This is a genomic window from Chromobacterium sp. Ag138, from assembly GCF_055181315.1.
Genome location: NZ_JBUPWA010000001.1, coordinates 3,816,453 through 3,834,403 on the forward strand (window position 1 = coordinate 3,816,453; position 17,951 = coordinate 3,834,403).

At 64.5% G+C, this 17,951-nt stretch carries 15 protein-coding genes; all 15 read left to right on the plus strand.

What is annotated here, in order from left to right:
• On the plus strand, positions 1-1,237 hold a 1,237-nt coding region (locus tag ACY3GB_RS17870), incomplete at its 5' end, for a DUF2345 domain-containing protein (RefSeq protein WP_463089918.1).
• Between the two features lie 42 nt (positions 1,238-1,279).
• Complete coding sequence (locus tag ACY3GB_RS17875) at positions 1,280-2,551, plus strand: hypothetical protein (RefSeq protein ID WP_463089919.1); 1,272 nt, start codon at positions 1,280-1,282, stop codon at positions 2,549-2,551.
• A complete protein-coding gene (locus tag ACY3GB_RS17880; RefSeq protein ID WP_463089920.1) occupies positions 2,529-3,005 on the plus strand; it encodes a hypothetical protein in 477 nt (158 codons plus the stop codon). The genes ACY3GB_RS17875 and ACY3GB_RS17880 overlap by 23 nt, the downstream gene beginning before the upstream one ends.
• A 144-nt stretch (positions 3,006-3,149) precedes the next feature.
• Positions 3,150-5,009, plus strand: coding sequence for a type VI secretion system baseplate subunit TssF (gene tssF, locus ACY3GB_RS17885; RefSeq protein WP_463089921.1), 1,860 nt, complete (start codon positions 3,150-3,152; stop codon positions 5,007-5,009).
• Positions 5,010-5,016: 7 nt separating this feature from the next.
• Positions 5,017-5,316, plus strand: a complete 300-nt coding sequence (locus tag ACY3GB_RS17890) for a hypothetical protein (protein ID WP_463089922.1) — start codon at positions 5,017-5,019, stop codon at positions 5,314-5,316.
• Positions 5,303-6,337, plus strand: coding sequence for a type VI secretion system baseplate subunit TssG (gene tssG, locus ACY3GB_RS17895; RefSeq protein WP_463089923.1), 1,035 nt, complete (start codon positions 5,303-5,305; stop codon positions 6,335-6,337). The genes ACY3GB_RS17890 and tssG overlap by 14 nt, the downstream gene beginning before the upstream one ends.
• A gap of 16 nt (positions 6,338-6,353) precedes the next feature.
• On the plus strand, positions 6,354-7,061 hold the full coding sequence (locus ACY3GB_RS17900; protein ID WP_463089924.1) for a hypothetical protein: 708 nt from the start codon (positions 6,354-6,356) through the stop codon (positions 7,059-7,061).
• A gap of 36 nt (positions 7,062-7,097) precedes the next feature.
• Positions 7,098-9,734 carry a type VI secretion system ATPase TssH gene (gene tssH / locus ACY3GB_RS17905; protein ID WP_463089925.1) on the plus strand — a complete coding sequence of 879 codons (2,637 nt, stop codon included), beginning with the start codon at positions 7,098-7,100 and terminating at the stop codon, positions 9,732-9,734.
• Between the two features lie 12 nt (positions 9,735-9,746).
• Positions 9,747-11,183 carry a hypothetical protein gene (locus tag ACY3GB_RS17910; RefSeq protein WP_463089926.1) on the plus strand — a complete coding sequence of 479 codons (1,437 nt, stop codon included), beginning with the start codon at positions 9,747-9,749 and terminating at the stop codon, positions 11,181-11,183.
• Positions 11,180-11,443, plus strand: coding sequence for a PAAR domain-containing protein (locus ACY3GB_RS17915; protein ID WP_021477958.1), 264 nt, complete (start codon positions 11,180-11,182; stop codon positions 11,441-11,443). The genes ACY3GB_RS17910 and ACY3GB_RS17915 overlap by 4 nt, the downstream gene beginning before the upstream one ends.
• Before the next feature lie 9 nt (positions 11,444-11,452).
• Positions 11,453-12,538, plus strand: coding sequence for a type VI secretion system protein TssA (gene tssA, locus ACY3GB_RS17920; RefSeq protein WP_463089927.1), 1,086 nt, complete (start codon positions 11,453-11,455; stop codon positions 12,536-12,538).
• A gap of 683 nt (positions 12,539-13,221) precedes the next feature.
• Positions 13,222-13,947, plus strand: coding sequence for a (5-formylfuran-3-yl)methyl phosphate synthase (locus ACY3GB_RS17925; protein WP_021477960.1), 726 nt, complete (start codon positions 13,222-13,224; stop codon positions 13,945-13,947).
• Positions 13,948-13,957: 10 nt separating this feature from the next.
• The gene (locus tag ACY3GB_RS17930; protein ID WP_463089928.1) at positions 13,958-14,773 is read left to right on the plus strand and encodes an isopentenyl phosphate kinase family protein; all 816 of its coding nucleotides are present in this window, start codon (positions 13,958-13,960) and stop codon (positions 14,771-14,773) included.
• A 4-nt stretch (positions 14,774-14,777) separates the two neighbouring features.
• On the plus strand, positions 14,778-16,766 hold the full coding sequence (gene asnB, locus ACY3GB_RS17935) for an asparagine synthase (glutamine-hydrolyzing) (RefSeq protein ID WP_463089929.1): 1,989 nt from the start codon (positions 14,778-14,780) through the stop codon (positions 16,764-16,766).
• Between the two features lie 14 nt (positions 16,767-16,780).
• Positions 16,781-17,950: a polyprenyl synthetase family protein gene (locus ACY3GB_RS17940; protein ID WP_463089930.1), complete on the plus strand. Its 1,170-nt coding sequence runs from the start codon at positions 16,781-16,783 to the stop codon at positions 17,948-17,950.
• Position 17,951: the final 1 nt, after the last annotated feature.

Sequence of the window (17,951 nt, forward strand, 5' to 3'; positions counted from 1 at the left end):
CCCGACGCCCGACTTCAGCGGCGCCGGTTCGCTCCCCGCCAACAAGACCCTGTCCGGCATCAAGAGCAAAGAACACCAGGGCGGCGGCTACAACGAGCTGCTGTTCGACGACACCCCCGGCGAAGTGCGCGCCAAGCTATCCAGCGAACCGGGCAAGACCCAGCTCAACCAGGGCTACCTCGCCCACCCGCGCAGCAACGGCAAGGCCCAGCCGCGCGGCGACGGCTTCGAACTGCGCACCGACCACCACGGCGCCATCCGCGCCGCCCACGGCCTGCTGCTCACCACCGAGGCGCAGAACGGCGCATCCGGCAAGCAACTGGCGCGCGAGCACGCGCAGAGCGAGCTCGACGCTGCGCTGAGCCTCTCGCAAGCGCTGGCCGAAACCGCCACCGGCCAGTTGGCCGACAGCATGGAAACCGGCCCCGACGAGATCGGCCCGGACAACGCCAAGGCCGGCAAGAAGACAAACGGCCACCTGCAGCACCACGTCGACGCGCTGAAAGCCTGGGAAGCCGGATCGAATACCGACAAGGACGGCAAAACGGCGAAAGAGCAAGCCGGCCAACAGCCGCTGCTGGTGCTGTCCGGCCCGGCCGGCATCGCCTCCCTGACCGAGCAAAGCCAAACCCTCAGCGCTGGCCAGAACCTGAATCTGGTCGCCCAGCGCGACGCCAACCACGCGACAGGACGGCGCTGGCTGCACAACGTCGGCCAGCACATCAGCCTGTTCGTGGCGGGGGTGAAGGACAAGGTGGCGCTGAAGCTGATCGCGGCGAAGGGCAAGGTGCAGGTGCAGGCGCAGAGCGACGCGATGGAGCTGACGGCGGATAAGGACCTGACCATCACCTCGGTCAAGCAGAAGATTCACCTCAACGGCAAACAGGAAGTCCTGCTCACCAGCGGCGGCGCCTATGTGCGGATCAAGGATGGCAAGATTGAGCTACATGCGCCGGGCACTGTCAGCTTCAAGGGGGCAAGCCATGATTGGAGCGGGGGGACGAGCTTGGGACAAATGTTTAACGCTATGCCAGATGCCAAGTTTGATAACAAATATCAAATTCTTGACGAGCATACCGGCCAGCCATTGGCTAACCAGAAGTACAAAATCATCCGAGAGTCAGGAGAGAAGGAACTGGGCATTACTGATAGCCAAGGCTTTACTCATGTTATCAAAAATCCTGATGCAGCAGAGAAACTACAGTTGCATTTAGTTACGTCAAAAAAGAAGAACTGAAAACGGGATGCTGATATCAGCAAGCATGGGAGGAATGAAGTAATGGGCGCCGCTAATGACGCAGGACAGTGCTTGTATGAAGACTCTCTCAAGTCTTCTAATTCTGGCAAGCCTAACGTAACGATTATCAATGTGCCGCGTAAGATAACCTTGCTAACGCCGTTGGATGATGGTTCCAAGAATGATGGATCCGGAGAGAATTTTCAGAAAGCAATGATTTATGGCAAAAAGTATGAGTTTGCCGTGGTGCTTATGAATGGCTGTGCTCCTGCTAGTGGTGATGATTATTGTTGGGCTATTGAATATCATAGTCCAGATACATCTAAATCCCAGGTGGTGAGGAAGGAACTTGGGAATTTAGGTAGTAAGGCAAAAATTAAGATTGATGATCCTGATTTTTGTGGCTGTGAATTAAAAATCAAAGCGTATCTCGATAATCCAGAGCAGGGTTGTGAGCTGGTTCAGTTTGTGCATAATCGGTTCCGTTGGTTTGATGCGAAGCGTGTACAGACGCAGGTTCAGGAACGCATGAGGGAACCATGGCGCATCGACCAGGGCTATAGCAGTTTGTGCGGGATGGCTGCGCTGTATTATGTGACGATTAAGCGGAGTCCTGATCGTTATAGAAGAATCGCGCATGAACTACATCGGACTGGGTTATGCAAGATTGACGATTTTACTATTGAGCCCTCTGATTCAATGTATGAGATAAAGCCGAAGGATAGTGATTATCAACACATGTATATGTGGGAAGCTGACTGGATTGTGCTTGCAGGAACAAGAAGCTCGGAAAGCAATCTAGGCTACCATGGTATTGAAACAGGAAGTTGGGATCAATTTACTGCAATTAATTGGCCTGGAATGATGGAGGGGCTTGTTAAAAAAATTGCAGGTTATGGCAATGCCAATGCTGTTGGTATTAGCTTAATTGGAACTGTTGTGAAAAAAGCCTTCTCTTATAGTGGGGAAGATGTGTCGACAGCACTTGCTGACTTGAAGTGTATTGATGATCTTAAAAATAAAGGGCATCAGATTCTTCTAATGATAGATGCTAAAATGATTAAGAATAAGTCGGGCTATAGTATTGGCGATCTTCAAGACTCTCATTGGGTTGTGTATGAGGGAGGCCTTTTGAATGGTAAAAGTCAAGTAAGTTTTCAAGTGTACACTTGGGGTTATAATCCTAAAACTATTAGGAAGTATAATTTAGATGGGGTGTTAAGTGACCCGGCAACGACCTTGGTGAGGCTCCCCAGTGGTATTGATAATAGTGCCTTTGAGAGTAATTATTATGGCTATATCGAAGCTTTCTAAATTTGCGATGATTTTGGGCGGTAGCATTCTGATATCTCATTGTGCAGTAGCTGCTGAGTGTGAAAGCTTGGTTAATAAGTTTTCCATTCAGCACTGGAAAGGTGGTGTTCCGAAAAGTGCAGTATTATATAGATATCAATCGAATGAGAAGTTTGTTAACCCTATTCAGGTAAGCAGGAATGCTTATCAAGCTGATATTTGGTGGCCGAAGGAGAATAAGACGCCAACTCTAATTGTGAAATTTTCTGATTATGGCGTGGAAGATTTGCCTGTTGATGCTGACTATAAATTGATACTGGGAGATGTGTATCAATTTAGGATTTCGAAGTTGGAAAAGACAAGGGTGTCGCTGGGGTGTCAGCTTGGAGGCGGAAGGGTCAATAGCTGCAAGACAGTATTTGGTGGCGAGGGGATTACTTTTAATCGGGAATGCGCAGAAATGATTAAGGAGTAAAGGTAGTATGGAGGTGGATCTGATTGATATTTAGATAAATCTTCTTTCAAGATGGTAGCCAAACTAAATGAGTCATAATTGTTTGGTGAATATGGAAACTTAACAATAGATCGCCTGCTTTTGGGCGAACGTGCCTCGTAAAGCATGCTTGAATCTCTACTTCCTTACTACGAACGCGAACTCGGCCACCTGCGGGAGCTGTCGGGCGAGTTCGCGCGCCGTTATCCCAAAATCGCCGGCCGGCTGCAGATGGAAGGCGACCAGTGCGCCGATCCGCACACCGAGCGGCTGATCGAGGCGTTCGCGCTGCTGGCGTCGCGCATCCATAAGAAGCTGGACGACGATTATCCGGAGGTGGCGGAAAGCTTCCTGGACGTGCTGTACCCGCACTATCTGCAGCCGATTCCTTCTGCCACCATCGTCCAGTTCGAGTGCGATCCGGCGCGGCCGGAGATCGCCAAGCGCTACCGCGTGGAGCGCGGCCAGCCGGTGCACGCGCCGGCGATCAACGGCGTGGTGTGCAAGTTCCGCAGCGCCTACCCGGTGGACCTGTATCCGCTGTCGCTGAATAGCGCCAAGCTGGAGCTGACCAGCGGCTCGCCCTATCTGCGCCAGCTGGCGCCGGACGCGGCGGCGCTGTTGACGATGGAGTTCCAGACCCACGGCGGCCTGGCTTTGAACAGTATTGGTCTGACTTCGCTACGCTTCTTCCTGGACGGCGAGCCGGCGCTGATGCACCTGCTGTACGAGTTGTTGTTGTCCCAGGTGCTGCGCATCCGCGTCGGCGACGGCAGCGAGGACCCGTCGCGCAGCGCGGTGCTGCCGGCCTCGGCCATCCGTCCGGTGGGCTTTGGCCGCGACGAGGGCATGCTGGAGTACGACGAGCGCTCGTTCATGGGCTACCGGCTGCTGACCGAATACTTCTGCTATCCGGACAAATTCCTGTTCGTCGACATCGCCGAGCTTGACAAGGTGGCTGCGCGCCTGGGTGGCGGCAAACTGGTGTTGCAGCTGGTGCTGGGCGATTACCCGGATAGCGAGCGCCATCACCGCTTGTTGACCCAGCTGCAGGCGCATCATCTGAAGCTGGGCTGCGCGCCCATCGTCAACCTGTTCAACCAGCCCGGCGAGCCGATCCGCGTCAGCCATCAGAAGGCCGGCTACGCGGTGCTGGCCGACGGCCGCAAGCAACAGGCTTACGAAGTGATCCAGATCCGCCGCGTGGTGCGGGTAGAGAAGTCCGGCGAGGGCGAGAGCAGCGAGGAGGTGCCGCCGTTCTACGCGACGCGCCACGGCAGCGAGCGCCAGACGCCGCGCTTTTACTGGCATGCCAGCCGCGAGGGCTCGCCGCGCGCCGGCGACAAGGGCACCGATCTGGAATTGCATCTGGTGGACCTGCAGTTCAACGCGGTGCGGCCGGCCGCCGAGGTGCTGAGCCTGGATCTGCTGTGCAGCAACCGCGACCTGCCGGAGCAGATCCCGTTTGGCGGCAGCCAGGCGGCGCAGCGCACCGATTTCAGCCTGCCCGGCCATTCGGTGGTGAAGCGGGTGCGCTTGCTGCGCAAGCCGTCGGCCACCCAGCGCAGCCCGCTGGGCCGCGCGGTGCAGTGGCGGCTGATCTCGCATCTGTCGCTGAACTACATGTCCATCGTCGATTCCGGCGTGGCGGCGCTGCAAGAGATGCTGGCGCTGTACAACCTTACCGGTTCGCCGGTCAATGTGCGCCAGATCCAGGGCGTGGTGGGCATCCACAGCCAGCCGGCGGTGACCCGCGTCACCGGCCGCGATTTTGCCGGCTTTGTCCGCGGCAGCGAAATCCGGCTGAAACTGGACGCCGATTATTATGTCGGCGGCAGCGTCTATCTGTTCGCCTCGGTGCTGGAGCGCTTCTTCGCGCTGTACTGCGCGCCCAACAGCTTCACCCGGCTGCGGGTGGAAACCGCGCAGCAGAACCAGGAAGTGGCGGTATGGCCGGCGCGGGCCGGCGAGGCCTTGGTGATTTGAGGCGGCGATGGAGTGGATGGTGGTTTCCGCGCTGACGCCTAGCGTGCTGCAACTGTTTTATTACTCCTTTTCCCATGAGCGCACGGAAAAAGAGAAGCAAAGTCGGCGAAATCGGATGGTTTGTGCGGGTTTGCCGTTGGCATTTATCATGGGCGGCATCCTGTATTTTTTCAGCGGACCCTTGGCGGAGACGGCCATGGTTTCGCTTAGTCTCGTAGCGGGAGGCGTTTTGGGTTTGATCACCGGGCTGTTCTTCGGCTCATGGGCAATCAGGAGCAGGATGGAGGATGCGAATGAGCGGCGCTGACATGGCGGCGACGCCGTCGCGCCGGCCGCGCGACCTGCATCGCGAGCTCGCGGCCGATGCCAGCCAGTTCGGCTTCTTCCAGGCGGCGCGCATACTCGGCCTGTCCGGCGCGCGCCGGCCGGGGGCGCGGCGCGGGCGGTTGCCGGAGCGGCTGCGCTTCCGCACGCTGGCGTCCTTGTCCTTCCCCGCCAGCGAGTTGACCGGCTACAAACCGGCGGCGGAAGAGGGCGACGCGGCGGACGAGATGACGATCAGCTTCCTCGGCCTGACCGGGCCGAGCGGCGCGCTGCCCACTGCCTACACCGAATTGCTGCTGGAGCGCCGCCTGCGCCACCGCGACGACACCATGCATGCGTTCTTCGACTTGTTCAGCCATCGGGCCGCGTCGATGTTCTTCGACGCCTGGTGCAAGTACCGCAGCTGGATCAATGTCGAGGCCGGCGAGCGCGATGGCTTCACCCGCAATCTGCTGGACCTGGGCGGCGTCGGCCTGTCCCAGCTGCGCCAGCAGATGGGACCGGGCGCGGAGCTGGACGAGCGCATGTTTGTCTATTACGCCGGCCTGCTCAGCCAGAAGCCGCTGTCGGCGCAGTCGCTGCTGACGCTGGTGGAAGGGTTCTTCGGAGTCGACGCCAGTCTGGAGCAGTTCGCCGGCCAGTGGCTGCAGGTGCCGGAGGGCGAGCAGAGCCAGCTGGGCATGGATGGCTGCGAGCTGGGGCTGTCCGCCTTCGCCGGCGAGCGCATCTGGGACCGCCAGACCAAGCTCAAGCTGCGGCTGGGGCCGCTGCGCCGCGAGCAGTTCAACGCGCTGCAGCCTCACGCCGCCGGCGCGCAGGCGCTGCGCGCGCTGATGAAGTTCGCGCTGGGCCATGGCCTGGCTGCCGAGGTGTGCCTGGTGCTGGACGCGCGCGATGTCCAGCCGGCGGCGCTGGGCTCGGCCACGCTGAGCCTGGGCGGAGACAGCTGGATGGGCACGCCCCCGGGTCATCCCGACGATATGCGTTACACGCTGTTGGACTGAAACAGGAACGGAAGCCATGGGCATACTCAAGCGATTGATGGGCCGCGGAAAAACCGCTCAATTGAGCGTGGGCGGCGGGGACGCGCCGCCGGAGCTCGCCGCGGCGGTTGAGGCCCTGCAAGGCGGGGACTGGCCGCAGGCGCTGCGGCTGGCGCAGCCTCATCTGGAGGCGAAGTCCGCCAGCCTGCGCGCCGACGCCTACCGGCTATGCGCGCTGGCCACCAGCCGCCAGGGGCAGTGGCGCACGGCTGCTTCCTGCTGGCAGAAACTGTTCGAGCTGGAGCCGTCCGCCCACAACGCCCTGCAGCTGGCCAGCGCGTCGGTGATGGCCGGCGACGTGGAGCGCGGCAAGGCCTGGCTGATGAAGTTCGACGAGATCAACCGCACCAGCCGCGAATCCTCCTGCGCCGCGGCCTACGTCAATTTCATTGCCGCGCTGGCCCAGGCCGGCCATGCGCGCGAGACGCTGCCCTACCTGACCTGGCTGCGCGAGTTGTACCGCCAGCTCAAGATCACCGACGACATGTTCCTGCATCAGCGCGGGGTGCCGTTCTTCGCGGTTTTCCTGGAAAACAGCTGGCCCTTGCTGCTGCAATGCCTGAACGAACAGCAAGTCCGGGAATGGTACGGCGCGATGCTGGCCGACCTGGACGACGACGGTTGCGCGGCGTTGAGAGGCTGGCTGGGCGAGATGATGCCTGCCGCCGCGGCCAACGATGAATGATTTGAATCCATACCTTTAGAAAACGAGTGCAAGCCTATGTCCGTATCGCTGAAATCCCTGATAGACCGGTTGACGCCCACTGCGCGCCAAGCCATTGAACAGGCCGCCAGCCGCGCGCTGGCCCGCACCCATTTCGAGATCGAGATCGAGCATGTGCTGTTGGCGATGTTCGACCAGGATGACAACGCCGCGCTGGCGGCCCTGCGCGCGCTGGGCGCAGACCTGTCCCGCGTCGAGCGCGAACTGGACGCTGCGCTGGACAATTTCCGCAGCGGCAATACCCGCAACCCGGTGCTGTCGTCGTGGCTGCCCAAGTGGCTGGAGAAGGCCTGGCTGCTGGCCAGCGCCGAGCACGGGCAGGACAATGTGTCCACGCTGGACCTGCTGCTGGCGCTGTGGCAGGACGACGCGCTCAAGGGCGCGCTGCAGTCGGGTTCGCCGGCCTTGGCCCGCCAGGACGCCGGCAGGCTGCAAGGCGCCTACGCGGCGCTGCGCCAGCATGGCGGCGAGACGGCCGGCGGCGCTGAGCCGGTGGCCGAGTCGGATGGGGACGATGTCCAACAGGCCGCGCCGCAGGGCAAGCGCGGCAGCCCGGCGCTGGACAAGTACACGATAGACCTGACCGCGCAGGCCCGCGCCGGCAAGATCGACCCCATCCTGGGCCGCGACGTCGAAATCCGCCAGATGATAGACATCCTGATGCGCCGCCGGCAGAACAACCCCATCCTCACCGGCGAGCCGGGCGTGGGCAAGACTGCCGTCGTGGAAGGCCTGGCGCGCAAGATCGTGCTGGGCGAGGTGCCGCCGGTGCTGGCCGGCGTCTGCTTGCGCACGCTGGACCTGGGCCTGCTGCAGGCCGGCGCCAGCGTCAAGGGCGAGTTTGAGAACCGCCTGCGCCAAGTGATCGACGAGGTCAAGGCCAGCCCGGTGCCCATCATCCTGTTCATCGACGAGGCGCACACCCTGATCGGCGCCGGCGGCGCGGCCGGCCAGAATGACGCGGCCAACCTGCTGAAGCCGGCGCTGGCGCGCGGCGAGCTGCGCACCATCGCGGCGACGACTTGGGCCGAGTACAAGAAATACTTCGAGAAGGACGCCGCGCTGGCGCGACGCTTCCAGGTGGTGAAGGTGGAGGAGCCTGCGCCGGAGATCGCCGTGCAGATGGTGCGCGGCCTGACCGACGCGATGGCCAAGCACCACAAGGTGGAAATCCTCAACGAGGCGGTGGCCGCCGCGGTGCAGCTGTCCAGCCGCTACATCGCCGGCCGCCAGTTGCCGGACAAGGCGATCAGCGTGCTCGACACCGCCTGCGCCCGCGTCGCGCTGTCGCGCGCCGGCAAGCCGGGCCCGATCGAAGACGTGACGGTGCTGATAGACAACATCGACCGCGAAACCGCGGCGCTGGAGCGCGAAGAAGGCCACGCCGACCGCATCGCCGAGCTGCAGGCGCAGCGCGCGGAGCTGGAGCTGGACCTGGCCGCGCTGCATCAGGCCTGGGAGGCGCAGCAGAAGCTGATCGTCGAGATCGACGAGCTGAAGGCGGCCAAGGACGAAGCCAAGCCGGCCAAGGGCAAGAAGATCAGCCCGCTGCAGGCCAAGCGCAAGGAGCTGCGCGAGTTGCAGAAGCGCCAGCCGCTGGCTTTCGAATGCGTGGACGAGAGCGTGATCGCCGACGTGATCGCCGGCTGGACTGGCATCCCGCTGGGCCGAATGGTCAGCAACGAGCTGGAGCAGGTGCAGAAGCTGGCCAAGCTGCTGGCCGAGCGCGTCATCGGCCAGGACCACGCGCTGGAGCAGATCGCCGAGCGGGTGCAGATCGCCAAGGCCAATCTGGAAGATCCGGGCAAGCCCAAGGGCGTGTTCCTGTTGGTGGGCCCGTCCGGCGTCGGCAAGACCGAGACCGCGCTGGCGCTGGCCGAGGCGCTGTACGGCGGCGAGCGCAATCTGATCACCATCAATATGTCCGAATACCAGGAAGCGCACAGCGTGTCCGGCCTGAAGGGCTCGCCCCCGGGCTACGTCGGCTACGGCGAGGGCGGCGTGCTGACCGAGGCGGTGCGTCGCAAGCCGTATTCGGTGGTGCTGCTGGACGAGGTGGAGAAGGCGCATCTGGATGTGCTGGAGCTGTTCTTCCAGGTGTTCGACAAGGGCGTGCTGGAGGATAGCGAAGGCCGCGAGGTGGACTTCAAGAACACCATCATCCTGCTGACCTCCAACGCCGGGACGGATCTGGTGATGCGCGCCTGCGAGCACGGGGTGACGGTGGAGGACGAGACTCGCGATCCGACCGCGGAAGACCTGGTGGAAATCCTGCGCCCGACACTGCAGAAGACCTTCAAGCCAGCCTTCCTCGGCCGCCTGACCATTGTGCCTTACTTCCCGATCAGCGACGACGTGCTGCGCGCCATCGTCGGCCTGAAGCTGGACAAGATCCGCCAGCGCATCGCCGACAACCACGGCGCCCAGGTGGAGTTCCCGGAAGAGCTGACCGAACAGATGGCCGCGCGCTGTCTGGACGTGGACAGCGGCGCGCGCAACGCCGACGCCATCCTCACCCGCACGCTGCTGGCGCAAATCTCCAACGACCTGTTGGCGCGGATGGCTTCCGGCCGGCCGGTGAAGAAGATCGCCGTGGCGCTGAAGGGCGAGCAGGTCAAGGTGAAGGTGAGTTAAGGAGCATTCGCGATGTGGAGAACCTTGGGCCTGTTCGGCGGCGTCACCATCGGCTGGTGGGCGCTGCTGTGGCTGGTGCTGCCGCAAAGCTGGCAGCGCATCAGCCCGTCGGCCATCCTGATGCTGCACCTGGGACCGCCGATGCTGCTGAGCGCCGGCGTCAAGCTGTGGAGCTATCTGAAGGAAAAGCGCGCGGCGGAGGAGGCCAAGCAGCAGGAAGAGCAGGCCGAGGCCGAGCGCAGCGACAAGCGCGAGGCGGCGCGCGCCCAGCACGCCGCCGAGCTGCTGGAGCGCCAGCGCGCGATCGGCTGCCGCTGGTTGTGGACGGCCGCCGCGCCGGTGAAGGACGAGCCGGCCTGGCTGGCGGAAATGGCCGACGGCGCCCATTGGCAGGCGCTGGCGCGCGACGAAGTGGACGCTGGCGAGTCGATGGACGCGCTGTCGCCGCATCTGGCAGAGATGTTGGCCGCACTGTACGCCGAGGCGCCGGGCGCGGCCTGGCTGCCGTTGTTTCTGGAGCCGATGCGGCAGGTGCCGGGCGTCGAGCAGCTGGCCCGCGTCAAGGAACTGAAGCAGCAGGCGGTGGCCGATAGCCTGGGCGGCGACGCCCACGTCGGCGGCGACTGCCGCTTCCTGCCCGGCAGCGGGCAACTGGCGGACCGCGTGCTGCAGGTGCTGCAGCAAGACCCGGAGCTGCCGGGCCTGGTGGTGCTGGCGGCCGACGCGCCGCTGGCGGAGCGGGACGACGATGACGACTGGGGCGAGGCCGATCCCGAACTGGCCAAGCGCCGCAGCTGGTTTGGCGAGCCGGGGATCGCGGTGGTGGCCATGCTGTTCCTGCGCGATGAACTGGCCGCGCCGGCGGAGCCGGAACAGGAGGCGGAGGACGCCGATCCCTACCAGCCTTACTGGGAAAAGGATTTCGCCGGGCCGGCCGCCGGTTGGGGCATCGTGCCGCCCAGCCAGCAGGCCAGCCTGGCCCGGCTGCCCAAGCTGGCCATCCTGTCTCAGTCCAGCTCGGTGAGCCTGGCGCAGGACAAGGCGCTGCAACTGGCGCGCAGCCTGCCGCCTGTGCTGGACAACGCGCTGGTCAACGCCGCGCTGCTGGACTACCCGTTCAGCCCGGAAGAGGCCAAGCCGGAGAACAACCAGGCGTCGACCCTGGCCTGGCTGTGCCACAACAGCGGCCAGATCGACGTCGGCGGCGTGCGCCTTGCGGCGATCGCCACCGCGCTGTCCCGCCACCAGGTGGAGCTGCACCCGATAGACGAGGCGAGCAATGTGGTGCGCGAATGGGGCGACGCCGGCGCGGCGACGCCTATGTTGCTGGCGGCGGCCGCGGTCAGCCATTGCGCGCGGCTGCAGGCCCCTGCCGTGATTACCCATTTCCATGACGAGCTGGTGTCTCTGGCGATGGCCAGGCCGCCGGCGAAGGAGGCGACAGCATGAAGGCTGCAATCCGTTTGGGCGACCCGACCGACCACGGCGGCAAGGTGGTGAGCGCCGCCTCGTCCACCACGCTGTTCGGCAAGCAGGTGGCTTGTGTCGGCGATTCCGTCACCTGCCCGCAGCAGGGCCACGTCAACTGCACCATCGTCGAAGGCGATGGCGGCTGGCTGGTCGGCGGCAAGGCGGTGGCGCTGGACGGCCACAAGGTCAGCTGCGGCGCCACGCTGATTTCCACGCTGCCCCAGGTCAGCAAGGGTTAGAGAAAGAATATGGATCAAAGCATTGAACACCTGATGCAGCCGGTGCGTCCGGATGCGCCTGCCGGGGAAGACCTGGCTTACTCCCTGGTTTTCGACCAGATCCGCGAAGCGCGCCGCAGCGACGATCCGTCGCTGGCGATGGGTGATTGGGAGCAGTCGCTGAAGACCGCCGAGTGGCCGCAGGTGATACGCCTGTGCGAGGACGCGCTGCAGAACAAGAGCAAGGATCTGCAGCTTCTGGCCTGGTACGCCGAGGCGCAGACCCAGGTCAACGGCGCCGCCGGCCTGGCGCGCAGCCTGTCCCTGGTCAGCGGCTGGCTGCGGGATTTCTGGGAAAGCGGCTATCCGGAACTGGACCCGCACGACCTGGACGAACGCGTGGCCAAGCTGGAGTGGATGAATCAGCAACTGGGCAACGCGCTGCGCAACGTGCCGTTGATCAAGCCCGAGTTCGGCGGCTACAGCTGGCACCAGTGGCAGCAGTCGCGCGACGTGGAGAACCTGGGCCTGAAGGACGGCGAGGCGCGCGAGGCCGCCATCGCCGAGGGCAAGCTCAGCGGCGAGGCCTTCGAGAAGGCCGCCACCCTGTCGGGCCACGGCTGGTTCCAGGCCAAGGCCGAGGAACTGGTGGCGCTGCTGACCGCCTATGAAGAGCTGGATGCCCAGGTGGACCAGCGCTTCGGTCAGGCCGGCCCCAGCCTGGCCGACATCCGCAACGCCATCTACGCCTGCCAGGACCTGGTCCTGCGCTATCGCCAGCAGTTCGCCGGCAACGCGCCGGCGGCCGCGCCGCAGCGGCAGCCCGTCGAGGAAAGCAAACCCGTGAGCCAAGCCATGCCCAGCCCGGTCCATACCGCCGTTCCCGCCAGCGCCTTCAACGGCCAGATCCGCAGCCGCCAGGAGGCGGTGACCGCCTTGACCGAGGTGGCCCGCTATTTCCGCCACAACGAACCGCACAGCCCGGTGGCGCTGCTGGCCGAGCGCGCGGCGCGCTGGGCGGAGATGAGCCTGGAGGAGTGGCTGCAGCATGTGGTCAAGGACAGCGGCACGCTGAGCCAGTTGCAGGAGCTGCTGGACGTGCGCCAGAGCGAGTGAGTTTGCAGCAATGAAACGGCGGTCTCCACCGCCGGGAAAAGAAAAACACGCGGCAGCCATGCCGCGTGTTTTTTTATTCGCATTCCGATTCGGCATCGCTTGGCCGGGTGGCCCCCTGCGATGACGGATGTTCTGGAGTATTTATCGAGGCGTTTCACCGAGCGTGGCCGGCGGATCGTCGAGCATCCCATAAACAGGACTTATTTTCAGCATGGGCTACCGTCCATTTTGCCTGGGATGGATTTCATGAAATAAACCTCAATTTTACTGACATTTATAAGTCATCCATCCTGCCGTTTTGATTCGTGATTCATTTTACTGAATTGATTTTAATGGAATTTTTATGATTTGTCTGATTGATTAATTTGGTGGTAAATATATTTTTCAAATATTAACTCTCGTTAGATTTCCATTCAAAACAATGGCTTGTGTCTTTTTGGCTGCAATGGCGTCGGATATTAATGTTTTTTATTTTTTCAAATCGATAAATGATGTAATTTGATGACATTCACATTTTCGTGCGAGCGCCGCCGCGCATGCTGCGGCAAGCCCGGATGCGGGTCACGGCGAAGCGTGGATGACGTTGCTGGGAGTCAGGTCGTTCTGTTGATGGAAATCCATTGGGGCGGGCCGCCGGCGGCGGCCGCCGTTTTGCTTAAATCGTGAGAGTCAGGGGGCAGGGAATGAAGGTTCTGATCAGTCCTATCAGTACGGCGGAAGCGGTTGTGGCTTGGGAATGCGGCACGAACATCATCGATATCAAGAACATCAACGAGGGCTCGCTCGGCGCGAGCTTTCCCTGGATCATCCGCGAGGTGATCGCCCGCATCAATGACCCCAAGGTGGTGTTCAGCGCCACGCTGGGCGATTTGCCGCACAAGCCGGGCACCGCCTCGCTGGCGGCGCTGGGCGCGGTCAGCAGCGGCGTCAAATACGTGAAGGCCGGCCTGCACGGCTCCAAGGATGTGGCCGAGGGCGTGGAACTGATGAGCGCCGTGGTGCGTACCTGCAAGGACTTCGATCCCTCCGTGACCGTGGTCACCGCCGGCTACGCCGACTACCAGCGCTTTGGCGGCCTGTCGCCGCAGCAACTGGTGGAAATCGCCGCCGAGTCCAAGTCAGACATGGTGATGGTGGACACCTACATCAAGGACGGCAAGTCGCTGTTCGACGCGCTGAACGAGCAGCAGCTGACCGAGTTCGTGCAGCAGGCCCACGCCAAGGGCCTGAAGGTGGCGCTGGCCGGTTCGGTGCGCGCAGAGCACCTGGAGCTGCTGGCGCGCATCGGCGCCGACGTGGTCGGCGTGCGCGGCGCGGTGTGCAGCGGCTACGACCGCGGCACCACCATCGATCCGGTGAAGGCCGAGCAGTTCATCAAGGCCGCCAACGCCATCGCCGTAGCGCAGTGACGCAGCCATCGTGAGCGGCATTCCACACTCCGCATCCGCGCCGGCTTGCGCGGTGGTGAAACTGGGCGGCAGCCTGATCACCTCCGAGGGGCCCGGCGGCCCGGACGTCAACCGCGCGCTGCTGACGGCGCGCGCGCGCGAATTGGCCGCCAGCGGCCGGCCGCTGGTGCTGGTGCACGGTACCGGCGCTTACGGCAAGCCGCCGGCCCGGCGCTACGGCTATCTGGACGGCAGGCTGCCAAGCGGCCGCGCCGGCGTGGTGGCCGAGGTGGCGCGCGATCTGGCCCGGCTGGAGCTGGAGGTGGTGGATTGTCTGGAGGCGGGCGGCCTCAAGCCTTTGCGGCTGCCCGCCATCCAGTTGTTCCGCGCGCGCGCGGGCTGCGCTTCTCCGCTGGATTTGGAACCGGTGCGGGCGCTGCTGGCCCGCGGCGTGACGCCGGTGATCGGCGGCAATTTCGTGCTGGATTGCGACGGCTTCGCCGTCTGTTCCAGCGACATCATCGCGGTGGAGCTGGCGCTGGCGCTCGATGCGGCCAGCCTGGTGCTGGCCACCCGCGCGCACGGCGTCTACCGCGAGCACGGCCGCGGCGAGGCGATACACGGGCAGCTGTCCGAGAGCGACGGCGACGCGCTGCGCAAGATCGACGCGGCCGGCCAAGACGTCAGCGGCGGCATGCTGGCCAAGATTGCGCACGGCTTCCGCGCCGCGCGCCATGGCATCGCCACCTATGTGGTGGACGGCAGGGTGGCCGGCAACCTGAACGGCGCGCTGGACGGCTCGCCGCTGCAGGGCACGCGGCTGTTGTCGGATCGGGCGGGAGGATAGCCGCATGTGCGGAATCGCGGGAGCGCTGCTGGACCGCCACGCGCACGACGGCGACGTGGCCGAGGCCAGGCGGATGATATTGCGCCAGACCCATCGCGGCCCGGACAGCCTGGCGGCGCGGCGCGTCGGCCCGGCGTTGCTGGCCTCGTCCAGGCTGGCCATCGTCGACGTCGCCAACGGCAGCCAGCCCTTCAGCGACGAGAGCCGCGCCATCCACGCCGTGTTCAACGGCGAAATCTACAACCACCTCGAATTGCGCGAACACCTGTCGCGCCGCGGCCATAGCCTGTCCGGCGGCAGCGACGGCGAAGTCATCGTCCACCTGTACGAGGAGTACGGAACGGATTGCTTCCAATGGCTGGACGGCCAGTTCGCCATCGCCATCTTCGACTCCCGCGACGGTTCGCTGCATCTGGCGCGCGACCGGATGGGCATCTGCCCCTTGCATTGGGCGCGGCTGGATGGCGCGCTGTATTTCAGCTCCGAGATCAAGGGTCTGCTGGCGGTGGCCGGCATGCCGCGCCGGACGGAGCCGAGGGCGATGCTGCAGCTTGGCTATTTCGGCGTGGTCTGCGCGCCGCTGACGCCGTTCGCCGGCATCCATCAGCTGCCTGCCGCCCATAGGCTCAGCTTCCGAGCCGGCCGGGTGGAGAGCGGCCGTTACTGGTCGCTGGATTTCCCGCTGGCCGGCGAGCATGCCCGGCTGACCGAGGCGCAGGCGGTCGAGGGGCTGGCGGCTCGGCTGGAACGGGCGGTGGCCAGCCACGCCCAGGGCGAGTTCGAGCCGACCTGCTTCCTCAGCGGCGGCATCGACTCGGCCGTGATTGCCGCGCTGCTGCAGCGCGGCAGCCAAGCATCCATCGCCGCTTTCTGCGCCGCGTCCGAGCACGGACGGATGGACGAGGGCAGCGCCGCGGCCCGCACCGCCGAGCTGCTGGGCGTGGATTTGAAACGGGTCCGGATCGACGAGGCGGGCATCGCCGAGGCCTTCCCCCGGCTGATCTGGCATGGCGAGACGCCGGTGATTTCCACCGAGGCGTCGGCCTTGATGCGCTTGGCCGGCGAAGCCGGCAAGCGTTCCAAGATCGTGCTGACCGGCGAGGGCGCCGACGAGGCCTTCGCCGGCTATCTGGCCTTCCGCCAGTACCGTCGATTTGGCGCGCTGACGGGCCGGGGGCTTTCGCCGCTGCGGGCGCTGATGCGGCCCTGGCTGCGCGGCCATTACGGTTCGGAATGCCTGCTGCCGGGCGAGGACAGATTGGGCGCGTTGGGCGAGCGTTTCGGCTGCGTGCCGGCGCAGGCCTACGAATGGGAGTTCTACCGCGAGGCGCTGACGCCGCTGTTCTCCGCCGATCTGCGCGCGATGGCGGCGGCGGGCGGCTGCTGGGACGGTTTCGAATTCGACCTCGGCGCGGTGCGCGGCCGCCACTGGCTGGACCGCTCGCTGTACGTGTCTTATCAGGTGATGCTGCCCAACTATTTGCTGGGCGCGCACGGGGACCGCATCTACGCCGCCAATTCGATCGAGGGGCGCTATCCCTTTTTGGACCGGGAGCTGGTCGAGTACGCGGCGGCGCTGGATCCGGCGCTGAAGCTGCGGCGCGGCCGGGAGAAGCACATCCTGCGCGTCGCCGCGTCGCGCTGGCTGCCGGACGAGGTGGCCTGGCGGCCGAAAACCCGCTTCGTGATGCCGTTCGGCACGCCTTTCGTCGGTCCGCGCGCGGCGCCGCTGTACGCGGAGCTGCTGTCGCCGGGCAAGCTGGCCGAGTACGGCTATTTCGATCCCGAGCGGGTGCGGCTGCTGTTCCGGGCCCTGGCCTCGCCGCCGTCTGCCGGCGGCAAGGCCAGACGCTATCTCGAGCGGCTGGCCCTGGGGCTGGGCGCCACCTTCGTGGTCAGCACCCAGCTCTGGCACCACCTGCATCTGGCCGATGGCGGGTCGGCCGTATCCGGGGAGGCGGCGCGGCGGTCCGCGCCGGCGACCATCGCATGAGCAAGGAGCCGTTGATGAACGCAACAGCGCACGATGCGCAGCGCATGCCGGCCGAACTGGAGCGGCTGCGCGGCAGGATAGACGAACGCATCGCGGCGGCGATCGAGTCGCTGCGCGAGGACGGGCCGGAGCGCGGCCATCCGCTGATCGGCCGGGTGTACGGCTGGCTGCGGCATTATCTGGACTGCGACGGCAAGCGGATGCACGGCATCGCGGCGGCGCTGGCCCATCTGGCCTGCGGCGGCGACGAGAACGCCATCCTGCCGGTGGCCGCGGCGATGCAGCTGTACCACCACCACACGCTGGTGCACGACGACATCTACGACGAAGACGCGGCGCGGCGCGGCTGGCCGACGGTGCACCAGGCCTTCGCCGGCTGGTTCGCAGACCGGCGCGGAGCGGAAGACGGCGCCGGCCGGGTGTTTTCCGGCGGCGCGATGCGGCGCGGCGCGATCACCGCCTTCGCCTACGGCAAGATCTGCCGCGCGCTGGCCGGCAGGCTGCTGCTGGAGAGCGGGTTCGACCAGGCCGCGGTGCTGGACGTCGCCCGCGCGCTGGAGCGGCACGAATTCTTCGACAACGCGGCCCAGCTCAAGGACGTGTTCCACGAGGGCGACGAGATGCCGTCGCCGCAGGCTTGCCTGGACAACGCCTGGCTGAAAACCGGCAGGCTGTTCGAGCTGTGCGCGTACGCCGGCGCGCGGCTGGCGGGGGCGGAAGCGGGCCGGACCGAGGCGCTGGAGCGCTGGGCCGGGCAATCGGCGCTGGCCTACCAGTTGCAGGATGATCTGGAGGACTTGAACGCCGCCAGCGAGAAGGGGCAGGGACGCGGCGTCGCCACCGATCTGCTGCACTGCAAGCCCACTTATCTGTACGCGCTGGCCAAAACGATGGCCGAGGGCCGCGACCGCGACGCGCTGCTGGCGTGGCAATCGGGCGCGCAGGCCGGCCTGGACAGTGGCGACATCATCGCCATCCTGGCGCGCAGCGGCGCGCTGGAGGCCTGCGGCAGCGAAGTGGCGCGCTGCATCGCCCGCGCCGGCGCGGCGCTGGAGGAGGCGGCGCCGGCATTGGCGGCGGACAGGTTGCCGCTGCTGCGGCAATTTTCCGACTACTTCGTGTCGCCGGCCTACTGGCATCGTCCGCTGGCGGCTTCGCGCCCGGCGGCGGCGCTGCTGGCCTGAG

Excerpts from the sequence above, each read along its gene's own strand:
- ACY3GB_RS17875 (WP_463089919.1), top strand. The coding sequence starts at position 1,280 with ATGGGCGCCGCTAATGACGCAGGACAGTGCTTGTATGAAGACTCTCTC.
- ACY3GB_RS17880 (WP_463089920.1), top strand. The coding sequence starts at position 2,529 with ATGGCTATATCGAAGCTTTCTAAATTTGCGATGATTTTGGGCGGTAGC.
- tssF (WP_463089921.1), top strand. The coding sequence starts at position 3,150 with ATGCTTGAATCTCTACTTCCTTACTACGAACGCGAACTCGGCCACCTG.
- ACY3GB_RS17890 (WP_463089922.1), top strand. The coding sequence starts at position 5,017 with ATGGAGTGGATGGTGGTTTCCGCGCTGACGCCTAGCGTGCTGCAACTG.
- tssG (WP_463089923.1), top strand. The coding sequence starts at position 5,303 with ATGAGCGGCGCTGACATGGCGGCGACGCCGTCGCGCCGGCCGCGCGAC.
- ACY3GB_RS17900 (WP_463089924.1), top strand. The coding sequence starts at position 6,354 with ATGGGCATACTCAAGCGATTGATGGGCCGCGGAAAAACCGCTCAATTG.
- tssH (WP_463089925.1), top strand. The coding sequence starts at position 7,098 with ATGTCCGTATCGCTGAAATCCCTGATAGACCGGTTGACGCCCACTGCG.
- ACY3GB_RS17910 (WP_463089926.1), top strand. The coding sequence starts at position 9,747 with ATGTGGAGAACCTTGGGCCTGTTCGGCGGCGTCACCATCGGCTGGTGG.
- ACY3GB_RS17915 (WP_021477958.1), top strand. The coding sequence starts at position 11,180 with ATGAAGGCTGCAATCCGTTTGGGCGACCCGACCGACCACGGCGGCAAG.
- tssA (WP_463089927.1), top strand. The coding sequence starts at position 11,453 with ATGGATCAAAGCATTGAACACCTGATGCAGCCGGTGCGTCCGGATGCG.
- ACY3GB_RS17925 (WP_021477960.1), top strand. The coding sequence starts at position 13,222 with ATGAAGGTTCTGATCAGTCCTATCAGTACGGCGGAAGCGGTTGTGGCT.
- asnB (WP_463089929.1), top strand. The coding sequence starts at position 14,778 with ATGTGCGGAATCGCGGGAGCGCTGCTGGACCGCCACGCGCACGACGGC.
- ACY3GB_RS17940 (WP_463089930.1), top strand. The coding sequence starts at position 16,781 with ATGAACGCAACAGCGCACGATGCGCAGCGCATGCCGGCCGAACTGGAG.